Source organism: Ruegeria atlantica, assembly GCF_013033965.1.
GTDB lineage: Bacteria > Pseudomonadota > Alphaproteobacteria > Rhodobacterales > Rhodobacteraceae > Ruegeria > Ruegeria atlantica_D.
The window spans coordinates 227,273-240,631 of sequence record NZ_WQFE01000006.1 but is presented as its reverse complement, the minus strand read 5'-3'; the positions used below and the strand labels follow the sequence as shown (position 1 = coordinate 240,631).

At 52.6% G+C, this 13,359-nt stretch carries 13 protein-coding genes; 8 read left to right on the top strand and 5 right to left on the bottom strand.

All coding sequences use genetic code 11. From position 1 onward, the window contains the following. The 5 genes from GOW16_RS22675 to GOW16_RS13380 all read left to right on the top strand — a co-directional run. Nucleotides 1–215, top strand: a 215-nt coding sequence (locus GOW16_RS22675; RefSeq protein WP_217354614.1) for a hypothetical protein, incomplete at its 5' end; no start/stop codon positions are given. 422 nt (nt 216–637) lie between these two features. After that, nucleotides 638–814 carry a hypothetical protein gene (locus tag GOW16_RS13395; RefSeq protein ID WP_170415780.1) on the top strand — a complete coding sequence of 59 codons (177 nt, stop codon included), beginning with the start codon at nt 638–640 and terminating at the stop codon, nt 812–814. 39 nt (nt 815–853) lie between these two features. Further along, entirely contained in the window at nt 854–1,861 is a 1,008-nt protein-coding gene (locus tag GOW16_RS13390; RefSeq protein WP_170415778.1) for a hypothetical protein, read from the top strand. A 405-nt stretch (nt 1,862–2,266) separates the two neighbouring features. After that, the gene (gene gcvA, locus GOW16_RS13385) at nt 2,267–3,193 is read left to right on the top strand and encodes a transcriptional regulator GcvA (RefSeq protein ID WP_170415776.1); all 927 of its coding nucleotides are present in this window, start codon (nt 2,267–2,269) and stop codon (nt 3,191–3,193) included. Nucleotides 3,194–3,479: 286 nt separating this feature from the next. Then, on the top strand, nt 3,480–4,139 hold the full coding sequence (locus GOW16_RS13380; protein WP_170415774.1) for an FMN-dependent NADH-azoreductase: 660 nt from the start codon (nt 3,480–3,482) through the stop codon (nt 4,137–4,139). A gap of 496 nt (nt 4,140–4,635) precedes the next feature. Here GOW16_RS13380 and GOW16_RS13375 read toward each other — a convergent pair whose 3' ends face one another. The 5 genes from GOW16_RS13375 to GOW16_RS13355 all read right to left on the bottom strand — a co-directional run bounded on the left by GOW16_RS13375 (nt 4,636) and on the right by GOW16_RS13355 (nt 8,950). Continuing rightward, nucleotides 4,636–5,106, bottom strand: a complete 471-nt coding sequence (locus GOW16_RS13375) for an aminoacyl-tRNA deacylase (protein WP_170415771.1) — start codon at nt 5,104–5,106, stop codon at nt 4,636–4,638. A 133-nt stretch (nt 5,107–5,239) separates the two neighbouring features. Then, a complete protein-coding gene (locus GOW16_RS13370) occupies nt 5,240–5,572 on the bottom strand; it encodes a hypothetical protein (RefSeq protein WP_217354613.1) in 333 nt (110 codons plus the stop codon). A 389-nt stretch (nt 5,573–5,961) separates the two neighbouring features. Beyond that, nucleotides 5,962–6,744, bottom strand: a complete 783-nt coding sequence (locus GOW16_RS13365; RefSeq protein WP_170415766.1) for an ATP-binding cassette domain-containing protein — start codon at nt 6,742–6,744, stop codon at nt 5,962–5,964. Continuing rightward, a complete protein-coding gene (locus tag GOW16_RS13360) occupies nt 6,744–7,814 on the bottom strand; it encodes an ABC transporter permease (RefSeq protein ID WP_170415765.1) in 1,071 nt (356 codons plus the stop codon). Before GOW16_RS13360 ends, GOW16_RS13365 begins: the two co-directional genes overlap by 1 nt. A 116-nt stretch (nt 7,815–7,930) precedes the next feature. Continuing rightward, nucleotides 7,931–8,950 (bottom strand): sugar ABC transporter substrate-binding protein, encoded by a 1,020-nt coding sequence (locus GOW16_RS13355; RefSeq protein WP_170415763.1) that lies wholly within the window; start codon nt 8,948–8,950, stop codon nt 7,931–7,933. Between the two features lie 186 nt (nt 8,951–9,136). Here GOW16_RS13355 and GOW16_RS13350 point away from each other — a divergent pair, with 186 nt between their 5' ends. From GOW16_RS13350 to GOW16_RS22670, 3 genes are all read left to right on the top strand, one after another. Continuing rightward, nucleotides 9,137–10,336 (top strand): ROK family transcriptional regulator, encoded by a 1,200-nt coding sequence (locus GOW16_RS13350; RefSeq protein WP_170415797.1) that lies wholly within the window; start codon nt 9,137–9,139, stop codon nt 10,334–10,336. Between the two features lie 301 nt (nt 10,337–10,637). Then, nucleotides 10,638–11,927, top strand: coding sequence for a M16 family metallopeptidase (locus tag GOW16_RS13345; protein ID WP_170415761.1), 1,290 nt, complete (start codon nt 10,638–10,640; stop codon nt 11,925–11,927). A gap of 1 nt (nt 11,928) precedes the next feature. Beyond that, entirely contained in the window at nt 11,929–13,317 is a 1,389-nt protein-coding gene (locus tag GOW16_RS22670) for a hypothetical protein (protein ID WP_217354612.1), read from the top strand. Nucleotides 13,318–13,359 lie beyond the last annotated feature (42 nt).

The following is a 13,359-nucleotide window of genomic DNA, read 5'->3' as shown; positions in this document are numbered from 1 at the left end:
CAGCAGCCCGTACATACATTTGGGCCGCCCGTAAAGACAACCTTGGGAAATCAGGTTCCAACGGCTTCAGTTATTGCCAAGGCGTCCTGAAGCTCGGCGAATTGAGCTACGCGGGCACTCAAGCCAACCACGATCGAATGTGCTTTCAGATAGGCGGCGTCACCCATGACGTTCGTTTGCTAACACTGTTCTGCCGCCACTCCAACACTGCGTGACGCCACCCATCAACAGATCATTTCAACGCCAAATCGACTGCGATGTTGTTTCGAACCGCGGCTAAAAAGGGGCAAATCTTATGGGCACCATCGACACTTTTCTGCCCGGTCTCTTTGTTGATGTCGGGCAAGCCTGTTTCAAGTCGGAGACCCAGTTTGAATGCGGCGCCATTTGACCCAGGTTTGAGCGAGACGCTCGAAGCATTAGAAGCCATTAAGGCATCAAATCCATATTGAGAGTTGTATATCGAAGTGCGGAAATGAAGCAGCCTGCGTAATGGGCCGTTCTCCATCCGAGCGACGCAGGCCTGCCAGCCAGATGCTGCACGGTGCACCAATGTCTGATCTAACGCATTTTAGTCAATCTATTGGGGTCTGTAGTATGCCATGACTAACTGATTGGAAAATCGAAGGAAGATCGCATGTCGCGCAGAATTATTGTTTCGGTCGCAGCCGGGCTTGGATCCGCTGCGTTCTTTCTCATCATGTCCACGATTATGGACAGCAGCTTTCAAAGCTCAAAAGGTGCTGCGACAACTTTGGCTGTGGTTGTTACGGTGACCACTTTTGCTCTGATTACTTTACGTGGCAGAAGATAGCCGAAACGCATGGGTAACTGTTTGATCTAGGAACGCGAAATGAGTTTCAAAAAACTCGCCCCCGCCATTGTGCTGCTGATCACAGCTCCGCTGATTGCGGAGTTTCTCCTAGGGGATTTCAATGTGCGGCAGCTTGGGTATTTGGGCATCTTCATTCCGCTCTATGGTGCTCTGGCACTCTTTGTGCGTGAGTTGGTCCGGCGGTCAGGGCGCGGATGGGTTAGCATGCTGCTCATGGCGTTGGCCTGCGGGTTGATTTATGAGGGCATCGTCAATCAAACCCTGTTCAATCCCCATTTTGCGGGGGCCGACCTTCTGCAATACGGTTTTATTGAATCCCTTGGCACATCCTTCAATTACGCGGCTTTCATCCTGACACTCCATACCGTTTGGACTATCAGCACCCCAATTGCACTGGCCGAGGGCTTTGCCGGTGAACGAGCCAAAGAACCGTGGTTGAATCGGCCCCTGCTTATTGGTGCCGGGTTGCTTGCACTACTCGGGCTAGTAGGTACGACAGCCTCAACCATTCAACGGTTCAAATTTGTCTCTTCGCCGATGCAATACGGCACAGTGGTGATGCTGGCGCTGATCTTGGTGTTTCTGGCATTGCGAGTTGTGCTTAAACCCTCCGCCAAAACCGCTGGAATTGATGCGGATCGTGGACCTTCTATCTGGCTCGTTACCGCCTTTTCTTTCGTTCTCTCCTCTGCCTTTATGATTTGGTTTCACTACGCGCCAGACCATAAAATCAATGCGCAATTGGGTCTGACAGTTTTCCTTGTTATTGATGCAGTGGCTATCATTGCTTTCGCCACCTGGTCTCGTGCCGAAGGCTGGCGGCCGCTGCATATTGTTGCCGCAGCGACTGGCGCGGTTTTGACCTATGGCTGGTTTGGACTGTGGAGATTGCTGGTGAATGGCAAAACGGCCATGGGCGTCAAGGCGGAACCCACTGACATTGCTGGTCAGGTTATGCTCTTGGTGGCTGTGCTTGGGTTAAGCTGGCTGGCACACAAGTGGCAAGCTGGAATAACGGACAAGTAAGCAGCTATTGCTGAGGCCACAAATAAATCGGAAGACAAATTGCGCATTCACCAGACGTCAGGAATGATCGTCCGTGGTTTGGCATTGTAGTGGGGATCTACGCACTAACCCAGTTTTTCAAGCAACTTCAATAGCTGAGCCAACCTCAAGCAAGATACGTCCGTCTGCTGAGTAGCGGACTTTCGCGCAAATGCTGCGAATTCACACTATGTCCCGCAAAGCAGACACAGTCCGCACGCAGGAGATTTCAGACATGAAGAACCGAAAGCTCTACCTTGGTCCCCTATCTTTTCAAATTAGATGTTTTCACCTCACCGGTGAGAATTTTGCCCACATGTCAACTGGTAATCGGGTTAGAGTAGAGCGACGAAATAGCGTCGCATCAGGAGAGCAAAGCCGCGCGTCATGGCGAAGATACCGTCGTTGAAAAGCATTCAGGCCTTCGAAGCGGCCTGCCGGCATCTGAGTTTCAAGGATGCCGCCGATGAACTATGCGTCACTCCGACTGCCATTTCCCATCAGATCAAATCGCTGGAGGATCAACTTGGGGTACCCCTGTTCCACCGGCTGACCCGCGCCTTGAAACTGACGGAGGATGGGGCCAACTACGCGCCCCACATAATTGAGGCCTTCAAGAACATCGAAGCTGCCTCTCTCGCGCTGGAGGAAGACGACCTTGCAGGCACATTGACAATCTCAACAACCGGGTCTTTTGCCGCCAACTGGCTTAGCCCACGGCTACGAGGCTTTTACGAGAAATACCCGGAGATTTCGGTAAGGGTTCTGTCAAGCGATCAGCTGGTAGATTTCAAGTCCAGCGATGTGGATGTGGCCATTCGGTATGGCTTTGGCGATTATCCTGACAGCTATGTGGCTTGGGTCTTGAATGACTGGGTAGCCCCTGTCTGCAGCGTGGAAAAGGCGAAGTCACTGAGTTCCCCCGAAGATCTTCTGAAGTCTCGTCTGGTCGAATACCAATGGAGCGGGTTTTCTGATGCGGATCCGAGTTGGGAGCGCTGGATGGACGCGGCTGGCTTGCAGACTGGTGATGTCGAGCCCTATGTCACCTATTCCGAGGAACACATCTGCTTGCTGACGGCAAGCGATGGTCATGGTGTGGCCCTGGTCAGCCTTTTGGCCGCCGCGCGTTTTCTGGAACGCAATATGCTGGTCGCCCCCTTTGACACGGCATTGAAGAACAAGAGCTATTTTCTCGTGTGCCCGGAAACTTACGCCAATCGTGCACGCGTTCGTGTGTTCCGGGAATGGCTACTGGACCAAGCAGATGAGTTTCGCGACAGCGCCGTCGGTCAAAGGTTCTTTGAAGACTAGCGCGTCCGTAACGATCTAATCCGTCGCTTGAATTTTTGTCATTTCTAAATTGCCGAGAAGCATGCGTTTCTGAACCCCTAATCAGGAGTTCTTTCGCATGCAAAGTATTAGCCTTTCCCAATAGGGACGCGGATGCACTTGCGACGGCGTCTCATCTGGAGAAGAAATTTTTAGCGATTAGAGATGGCTGAGGTCAGTTCACTCTATTCAGAATTCTCTTCATTTGTACCTGCGCTTCTCTGGCTTCACCTTTGAATGGTTTATTGCAAACTGACTAGGTGACAAGATGACCACAATCCTGAGAATTGACGCCAGCGTACGCCGCACCGACAACCCTGTTGCAGCCTATAACTCCATTTCCCGCGCTTTGGCGGATAGTTTCGTAGAAGAATGGAAAACGGTTGATCCGGACGTCGAAATCATTCTGCGTGACGTCGGAGTGGCCCCGCCGGATTTTATTTCCAACGATTGGATTGCGTCCGTTTTCACTGAGGAAGAGGAACGCACTCCTGAACAGAACGCTTTGGTTAGCTTGTCTGATACGCTGATTGACGAGCTCGACCGCTCCGACATCCTGCTGATTTCGACGCCCATGTACAACTACGGCATGCCCGCAGCCCTGAAGGCTTGGTTTGATCAGATCATCCGGATCAATAAGACATTTACGTTTGATTTGGCGCGTGGCGACTTCCCTCTGGAACCGATCATGTCAGGCAAAACCCTGGTGCTGCTGACCTCGGCTGGTGAATTCGGTTTTGAGGACGGTGGGGTTCGCAATGACTCGGGTCACCTTTCTGCGCACATCAGCACATTGCGCCAGTACCTGGGAGCAGAACGGATGTTCGAAGCTGCGGCCGAGTACCAGGAATTCGCCGATGAGCGTCACGAAGCTTCGGTCGCCTCAGCTCAGGCCCAGGCACGTCACATTGCTCGTGAGCTAGCCTAGTCGCGGGCCAGTTTATGGAAAGTAGAACCTGACGAAATGAACAGGTTCTACATTTCCAACTGATCACAGCTCAAGGTGTGTGAAGCAGGTGGTTATATCCTGCACCCTTACTTGAGTGGTTCAATCGCTAAGAAAACCGAAACGGCAGCGAATGTAGTTGTAAACCTTCATTTCGGATTGGCAGACAGTTTAAGCCAATCTCTTGAAACAACATCTCCGTATTCGAACTCCAGGTTCAAAAGCGGACTTTGCTATGCTGCGTTTTAAGGCAGATGTTTTCGCGTTTCGCCAATTCGATCTGTGTGTATTCTGCTTCGCAGCGAATGTCCGGAAAGCGGGCTGCAATCGCAGCATCGGACGCCGTCGCTCAAGGTCGGCTCTGGGCCGCGATCGCAATAGAAGGGCACACTGAATCTAGCGCGGGACGGAAAGGAGTTCAAAGCCGCAACCTGTTCCAAGACCTCTCAACTCAAATTTCGAGATACTTCTCGGGCACCTAGTGCATGCAACAAAAAGAGCCGTGCCTGACATCTTTCATTAGCGTGTCAAAATCCTTGCCGCGCATCTCAACCAGGGTTTTATGGTCGCCGGCTTCAAACCAGATTTTGTCAAGCCCCGTAAGGCTGTTATCCACAACTGTAGGCACATCATAGGCCTCGCCCACAGGTGGCGCTGCACCGAGCGCGCAATCATCAAACAGGTCACTCATTTCGGATTCTGGGGCCAAACCGAGACGACGATCCATCATCGATTGCAGAGCAGTGAGATCAACCTGATGATTGCTGGGTAAAACGGCAAGCATCGGGCCTTCCTCCATGTGGATAAGCACTGATTTGGCAAGGTGATCGCCGGGCACATGCGCCGCTTCCGCGCACTCGCTTGCGGTTGCAGCATAGGGATGCGAAACAATGTCAAATGGGAGTCCATGTGCTTCCAGATGGCGTTTCAGGCGAGTTGCAATAGTCATGGTTTCCTCCGTGTTATCGAAGGCGTCCCGGCCGCGAAGCGTGTCACGGTGCGCACCCAGGGCGCAATTTGGTGTGTTTTCTTAGTGTGCGCCTTATGGGCGAGTCGAACAAGGGGTGCCAAGACTGATGGTTTTAGGCGTGGTTTTGCTGTGGTCCAGAAGGTGTTTCACCAATTTGCGGGCGATTCTTTTTTCTGTAAGCGTTCAGAACATAAACATGCTGGAGACGTCCAACATCTTGGTCGGTAAAAGGATCGACGTTGATCCCACCACATCCAACCCATACCTCCTCAAGGTACACCCCAAGAGACCATTCGCCAGTTTTGTTGAAATTGTTTTTGCCAGATTTGGCTTCATTGGCCAGCCGACTAACAAAAGCATAACCTTGCTCTTTTGCCTCAATGGCCAACCTTTCAAGTTTATTCGAACTTGGTCTTAAGGAAGCAATTTGGATCATGTCCGACATGAACTCTGAATAGCACGTTATTGGTGAACGGCAGCTTTCGTCCTTCACCTACCGTTAACCAACGGATTCTAAACGTCCGGATTCTGGGGTTTAACATCTGCTGTATGAGCGAACTACTAAAGCGTGGTCAAAGTCAGCTCAGGGCTCATACGCCCTGTCCGAACTCGCTTTAGAGGAGGGCTACAGCGAGCCCAATCCACGTCTCAATCTTGAGCTTTAGCCCATTGGGCAACCGAGGAGCTCGGCTGCTCGTTCAACGATTGCACAACACTATCTGCCAGTGTCGACTTAGCGGATTTAGGTGGACGCGGCGAATGCGGAAATCATTCGAACCCCAACCTGCACCTAGGAAGAGATCAGATTGCAAATGCGCCGCGCCTCATGATTGATCACGCCGCGTCTTCTTTAGGAGGTTCCTTGGCACCGGTCATGAAGGCCACAGCATCGGACATCGTGTAATCCTTTGGATCAATCGTGCAGAGGCGTTTGCCCAGCCGGTGCACATGAATGCGGTCCGCAACCTCAAAAACATGCGGCATGTTGTGGCTGATCAGAATGATCGGAATGCCACGTGCACGCACATCCTGGATGAGTTCCAACACTTTGCGGCTTTCCTTCACACCCAATGCGGCCGTTGGTTCGTCCATAATGATGAACTTGGTCGCAAAGGCGGCGGCGCGTGCAACAGCAACGCCCTGGCGCTGACCGCCTGACAAAGTCTCAACCGCTTGATTGATCGACTGAACGGTCATGAGGCCAAGCTCGGTCAGTTTTTCACGGGCGAACTTCTCCATGGCGGGCCGGTCAAGCTGACGCAGATATTTTCCCATGAAACCCTGTTTGCGGATCTCGCGGCCCATGAACATGTTGTCGGCAATCGACAGGGCAGGGGACATTGCAAGTTGCTGATAGACGATCTCGATCCCCATGTTACGGGCATCGATTGGGGAGGTGAAGTTGACCTTCTTCCCCTCGATCAAAATCTCGCCCTCATCCGGGATCGTGGCGCCACAGATCGCTTTGACGATAGACGATTTGCCCGCGCCATTGTCCCCGATAACCGCAAGGATCTCTCCTTGACGTAGCTCGAAATCAGAATGGTCGATGGCAGTCACATGGCCATAGCGTTTCACGATCCCGCGGCCCTGGACGATTGGAGTTGTGTCTGACATTAGCCCGATACCTTTCTGATCCACTGGTCGACCGCGACCGCGGCGATAATGAGAAGACCAATCAGCAAGAAGGTCCATTGCGCATCGGCACCAAGCAGCCTCAGCCCAAGGGTAAAGACGCCAACGATCAACGCACCAAACAGCGATCCTAGAATAGAACCTCGTCCGCCGAACAAAGAGATGCCCCCGATCACAACTGCGGTGATGCTTTCGATATTGGCCAGTTGACCGGATGTCGGAGAGACCGACCCGATTCGGCCGATCAAAGCCCAACCCGCAAAGGCGCAGATAAGGCCGGACAACATGTAGACGGACATCAGGGTTCTGTGGACGTTGACGCCAGACAGTTCGGCCGCCTCAGGATCGTCTCCGACAGCATAGACATGTCGGCCCCATGCAGTGTGCTTGAGCGCATAGGCCAACACAAAGATCAGGACGAGCATGAACATGACGCCCACGGTAAAGGTCGCCCCACCAATGCTGAATTTGGTGCCAAAGAACTGAAGGAAGGGGGCGCTTGCTTCGATGTCCTGACTGCGAATGGTTTCGTTCGCGGAATACAGGAAGTTGGTGGCCAGAACGATCTGCCACATTCCAAGAGTGACGATGAACGGGGGAAGCTTAACGCGACTGACCAGCCAACCATTGAGGGCACCAATCATCGTGCCCATGGCAAGGCCGCACATGACCGCAATTGGTACCGGAATGCCGTATCGAAAGGTGAATTGCCCCATGATGACCGAAGAGAACACCATGATCGCACCGACGCTCAGGTCTATGCCCGCTGTCAGGATCACAAGGCTCTGAGCGGCGGCGACGATGCCGACAATCTGAACCTGCTGGAGGATTAGGGTCATTGCAAAGGGCGAGAAGAACTTTGCACCCAAAAGCAGACCAAAAACCAACATTGCGCCAACCAGAACGATAAGAGGCACAAAAGACGGATTGACGTGCAGAAGATGCTGCAGCTTTCCCAGTACGCCACGCCGGTGGTCTTCGAACTCTGCAACAGTTTCGGTGCGACTTGCAGAAGCTTCAAATTCCTGGGCACCTTGGTTTGCTTCAGACATCTCTCCCCCTTTCGCGGCTGGCATTGCGGCCACGAGGCCAGTTTACAGGAAGTTTCGAATTGAGGTGATGGGAATGATGAGGCGGTTTGGAACGCCTCATCAATTGACGCAGTTCCTTAACCCCAGCAGAGCTCCAGGCCCTCTGCGACCGAGATAGATTCCACTCCGTCAACAGGCTGATCGGTAATGAGCGCAACGCCGGTATCGTAGAAGTCTTTTCCAGGCGTGTTTTCAGGCTTTGTGCCTTCGTCGGCCCATTTCTTTACGGCTTCAACTCCAAGCGACGCCATCAACAGTGGGTACTGCTGGCTTGTGGCGCCAATGACCCCGGCCTGCACGTTCTGTACGCCCGGGCACCCGCCATCGACGGAAACGATCAGTACGTCGTTTTCGCGCCCGATGGACTTCAGCGCCTCATAGGCACCCGCCGCGGCAGGTTCATTGATCGTGTGAACCACGTTGATCGTTGAGTCCTTGGCCAGAAGGTTTTCCATCGCACGGCGGCCGCCTTCTTCGTTGCCATCGGTCACATCGCTGCCGACCAAACGGGCATCTGTTTCATCGCCAATGACATTGGGGTCGGCAAGGTCCACGCCAAAGCCGTCAAGGAAGCCCTGATTGCGCAGAACGTCCACTGTCGGCTGGCTGACATTAAGATCAAGCGTTGCGATTTTTGCGTCTGCCGCTCCATCACCCATCTTAGCCTTTGCCCATTGTCCGATCAGCAAACCAGCCTTGTAGTTGTCCGTCGCGAAAGTTGCGTCCGCGGAATCAATCGGGCTGAGCGGTGTGTCCAATGCGATGACCAGCAGGCCGGCGTCGCGCGCCTGCTGAACGGCGGGGACAATCGAGCTTGTGTCAGACGCCGTCAGAAGAATTCCCTTTGCTCCGTCAAGGATGCAGGTTTCAATGGCCTGAACCTGCGTTTCATGGTCGCCGTCGATCTTTCCAGCAAATGCCTTCAGGGTCATGCCCAGCTCTTCGGCCTTGGCGGTCGCACCTTCCTTCATTTTCACAAAGAAGGGATTGGTGTCGGTCTTCGTGATTAGGCAGACGGTTTCACCGGCGGCTTGAGCAGACGCCGCAGCCATCGTCAGTACGGTCGCAGACGCGGCAAGCTTGAGTAGATTTCTCATGTTGTCCTCCCAGAAAATTGTTGTCGCCCCGCACGGCGTGCCTGCGAGGTGCGCCTCCATCCTCCAATGAAGGTCTTGTTCAAGAAACTGTGATTCTGGTCTCTCTGTCAATAAATAAATAAAGTTTATTTATTAATTTACCTGAGTGTCTTTTCATAAGAAAACAAGGTGTTTATGTTCGGGATTATGGAGAAAGAGGCGCTCAAAATTCTAACCGGAGGGGTCAGTCAAAGCGGTGTGCGCGATCACAACGAACGGCTGATTTTGACGATTTTACAACGGCATGGACCTGCGGCAGGGGCCGACGTCGCGCGACTGACGGGCCTGTCTCCTCAGACCGTATCCATCATTTTGCGCAAGTTGGAAAAGGATGAGATCCTAAAGCGCGGAACCCCTTTGCGCGGCAAGGTGGGAAAGCCCTCGATCCCGATGGAGCTGAACCCCGACGGCATCCTGTCAGTTGGGATGAAGATCGGGCGGCGCAGTGCCGACCTGCTTTTGATCGACTTTAAGGGCAGGCCGCGCCGTCAGGTTTCTACCACCTACGACTATCCTCATCCCGAAGCCGTATTCGGGTTTCTGGAATCGGGACTGAATACGCTGCTGGCTCATGAGCCGCAGAAACTTCGCGATCGCGTGTGCGGGATCGGTATTGGAACCCCGTTCGAGCTTTGGAAATGGCACGATCTGTCGGGGCAGGCGGCCAAGAAGTTCAGCTCTTGGAAAAACGTGAACTTCTTCTCTGAGGTCGCCAAGTTCAGCGATCTGCCGGTTTTTGTGGTCAACGATGCTACAGCCGCGTGTCATGCGGAACACCTCTATGGTCGAGGGGCTGAGTATCGCGACTATTTCTACTTCTTCATAGGCTCGATGATCGGCGGTGGAGTTGCGTTGAACGGCACGGTGTTCGAAGGCAATCAAGGCAATGCCGGTGCTTTGGGTGCGATGCGTACAACTGGTCCATTGGGTGAAAGTCAGCAACTGATTGACACCGCCTCGCTGTTTCTGCTTGAGGACAGGTTGATCGAAGCCGGAGTCGATCCCGGCATTCTGTGGAAAAAGCCCCAGGATTGGAGCAACATTTCGCGCTATGTTGAGCCCTGGATCGGAACGACCGCACAGGAATTGGCCAAAGCCGCTCTTTCAATTTGCGCTGTTATCGACTTTGAGGCGATTTTCATCGATGGCGCGTTCCCGCCGGGCGTCCGGGAAGAACTGGTTTCAAGGGTGCGCCGTTACTTAATTAATCAGGACAAGCGCGGATTGATTCCTCCGGTCGTGGAAGCCGCGGCGGTTGGGGAAAACGCCCGTGGCATCGGGGCGGCAAGCAGCCCGATTTTCCGCCAGTTTCTATTAAACACCAATGCAGGTCTGTCTGGGATGTAGCCGAAGCAGCGTCGCGATCAAATATGCTAATCAGAAAACTCGGCAATCCCGATGTTTGAGATTGCAGCTGACTAAAGTTCACCAATCACCAACGCAAATACCCAAGTCGCCAGAGCCGCCTGGAGGCAACCGGTCTCGCCGGGCATGTTTGGTCTCGATTCGAACACACTTCGACAAGTTTTTGACAGGCATCTTGAATATGCAGCTCGTATCCCACAAGCATTCTGCAATTCATTGCTACTTTCGTTGAATGCTTGATGACTGAGCTTTTGGCTGAAGTGATAAAGTTCAAAGGATTATGATGCGCGCAGTCGTATTGTTTTTTACGCTTTACTTCTTGGTGCTTGCCGGAACTGTTCAAGCTCAGAGCGTCATCCCTCTTTCTGAGAAAGGCGGATTATACGCAGCCTATGTGGTTCCGAGAGATGACTTCGACCGCGTGGACGTACAGCTAATTGTTCTTTCGGGGGCGTATGATGATCCGGAACCATCTGGGACCGCTCATCTAACAGAGCATCTGGCCGCGTTTTCAGCGGACGCCACAATACTCAGAAAGCCCCGAGAGCGCGACATCTATGCGACAACGCACAACGTATCAACAGTGTACACGAATTCCGGCGTGCCTTCTGACATAGAAATGCTGTTGCAGTTGTCACGGGCCGTTCTTGACACGCCATCACTGCCTGCAGGATTTGCGAAAAGCGAAATTGATATAGTACAGCGTGAAACTCTGCTGCGCGAAAGGCAGTCTCCGCTCCGCTGGCTCCGAAGAATTGCGCTTCAAAACCTCTATGGCACTCTACGCGGCCGGGCAAACAACACCATTAAAGATCTTCCCAATTTGAACCTTGAGAAGGCCTATCAGTTTCACGAAACACACTATACGCCATCCAATGTGACGTTAATCGTATCGGGAAAAATTGAACCTGGTAAAGCCGAAGAACTCGTAGCGCGAATATTTGGGGACACAGAACCTTCTGAGGCCCCTCATAAACGCTGGTTAGACCACAAACCAGATCCTGAGCTTAGGTTTGTTGAACGCATTCGGTCGGACAAGTTGGCGCATGACACAGTGCAATTTGCGAAATTCGTGGACTTCGAAAATCGATCAACCAGCATCGATATGCAGGGCGCATTTTTTATCACCACCGATATTTTGAACGAAAGGCTTTATAAGGCCCTGTACTATCAAGACGAGCGTATCTTCAGCGTCGACGCTGACTGGTTTTTTGCCAAGAACGCTGATCTGGAACTTACCATAGATTTGCACCTGATGCCCGGCTTCAGCTTGGACATGGCGCACAGTCATCTGGCAGAGACTCTGGCCAATTTGTTGAACGAACCGATCACCAGGGATGAGATCAATCAAGCGCGCCAGACGCAGGTCGTTGGAGCCCGGAATGCCGCGCGCCGACCCGTAGCTTTTCTATCATTCCTGACGAATGTGGCTTCTGATGGCTTCCCCCCTGTCAGCCCGTCGGTATTTATCGACATCTTGAACGAAACGACAGATCAGGATGTTATTGATTTTGCGGAAAAGATCATCAAGCCATCGGCCACATCTGTCGTGTTGGCCGAAAAAGCAGATTAACATGCAAACACTCAAAGGCCAGTTCATTTCCTCTCTCTTAATGGTCCTCAGCCTGTTGTCAGCGCAGCAGGCCCGAGCAGAATTGATTGCAACGACCGGTGATGCGAAAATTACTTATCTGGAGCCTCTGAGAAACGGCATTTCAGAACTCTCTCTGGTTTGGCCGATTGATCGACCGACAAAGGATCGGGTGGCCGCATTACGTGCCGGTCTCGCAAGCGTAGTTTCCGGAGGAACATCAAGCCGTTCTTCCTACAAAATTGCTGAATACAGGCAGTTGAAGGGGATCAAGCATTTCGTTGAAACAAGTCGCCATAGTCTGATGCTCACTGTTTCGGCGCCAAACGAAGTCTTTCCAGAGACCATCATACACCTCGAAAATCTCTTGCTTGAGCCGGAATACTCGGACGGCTGGTATGCAAGAGAGCTGCAGCATTCCAGCTCTATCAAGTCTACCAGAACCAGAAGGCCAGAAGATGTTCTGAAGGAAGTGGCGCATTTCCTGGAGTACGAACCTGGCGACGCAGTTGCTGAAGTGGGGGATGGCGAGTTTCGTTTTGGCCGGCCCATTCAGGCAATTCTACGATCCGGAGATCAAGAAGTAGAACGCCGCACTCTTCGATTGGTCAACAAGCTTCCCCGCCCGAAGGGTAAGTGGGAATTGCCTTTCGCAAGATGGGCTGATGCGTTGTTTGGCGCCAATGAGGAAGATTTCACCCTTCCGAAGGGTGTCATTCACTTTGCCGATCCTGACTCTACCGAGATGCTGATCCTTTTTGTCAAAGCTGAAAAGTTTGCAGATGAGACTGAACAGATTGGGACAAATGTCTTGGTGGATTACATCGGTGCTAATCAAGGATCCGAGATGTTTCGTATTATCCGCCAGGAAATGCGCGCGGCTTACGATCCACGCTCGGACTTCGTTGTCATGGGAAAGAAAAAGGCGATTATCTCACTAAGCGCCACAGTTGAGGCCGTGAGATGGCCTGAAGTCTATGAGAAAATAAGGGACATTTACCAGAGTGTCCGCAGCGGGAAAATTGAACAAGAAGGTTTGGGGATTCAGTTCAGTCAGTTGGACCGGGCTTACTATCGCGACTTTTTCACTGAACCTGTCTGGGGAGCGCGACAATACCTGCACGAATATCCCGAGGGCACCGACGGCACTATCGAAATTCCGCTTTTTGGCGTGTTTCAATCACTGTCGTTGGAGGAGACGGCAGCAAACTCAAATGAGCTTTTGCCGCCTTTGGAGGATTTCCTCCTTATACTGATCGGAGGTGGAAGTTCACCTTCGGACATCTTGCCTACAAAAGGTTACTGCTCGCTGCCGAAAAGCACTCCCTTAAGGTTTTGCCTGGATGTTCTTTCCAAAGCTGAAAACTTATAGGCTATGCTTGGCGCCGTGACACGCTTGCAACGGCCGCCGACG

Excerpts from the sequence above, each read along its gene's own strand:
- gcvA (WP_170415776.1), top strand. The coding sequence starts at position 2,267 with ATGGCGAAGATACCGTCGTTGAAAAGCATTCAGGCCTTCGAAGCGGCC.
- GOW16_RS13345 (WP_170415761.1), top strand. The coding sequence starts at position 10,638 with ATGCGCGCAGTCGTATTGTTTTTTACGCTTTACTTCTTGGTGCTTGCC.
- GOW16_RS13390 (WP_170415778.1), top strand. The coding sequence starts at position 854 with ATGAGTTTCAAAAAACTCGCCCCCGCCATTGTGCTGCTGATCACAGCT.
- GOW16_RS22670 (WP_217354612.1), top strand. The coding sequence starts at position 11,929 with ATGCAAACACTCAAAGGCCAGTTCATTTCCTCTCTCTTAATGGTCCTC.
- GOW16_RS13370 (WP_217354613.1), bottom strand. The coding sequence starts at position 5,572 with ATGTCGGACATGATCCAAATTGCTTCCTTAAGACCAAGTTCGAATAAA.
- GOW16_RS13375 (WP_170415771.1), bottom strand. The coding sequence starts at position 5,106 with ATGACTATTGCAACTCGCCTGAAACGCCATCTGGAAGCACATGGACTC.
- GOW16_RS13360 (WP_170415765.1), bottom strand. The coding sequence starts at position 7,814 with ATGTCTGAAGCAAACCAAGGTGCCCAGGAATTTGAAGCTTCTGCAAGT.
- GOW16_RS13350 (WP_170415797.1), top strand. The coding sequence starts at position 9,137 with ATGGAGAAAGAGGCGCTCAAAATTCTAACCGGAGGGGTCAGTCAAAGC.
- GOW16_RS13365 (WP_170415766.1), bottom strand. The coding sequence starts at position 6,744 with ATGTCAGACACAACTCCAATCGTCCAGGGCCGCGGGATCGTGAAACGC.
- GOW16_RS13395 (WP_170415780.1), top strand. The coding sequence starts at position 638 with ATGTCGCGCAGAATTATTGTTTCGGTCGCAGCCGGGCTTGGATCCGCT.
- GOW16_RS13380 (WP_170415774.1), top strand. The coding sequence starts at position 3,480 with ATGACCACAATCCTGAGAATTGACGCCAGCGTACGCCGCACCGACAAC.
- GOW16_RS13355 (WP_170415763.1), bottom strand. The coding sequence starts at position 8,950 with ATGAGAAATCTACTCAAGCTTGCCGCGTCTGCGACCGTACTGACGATG.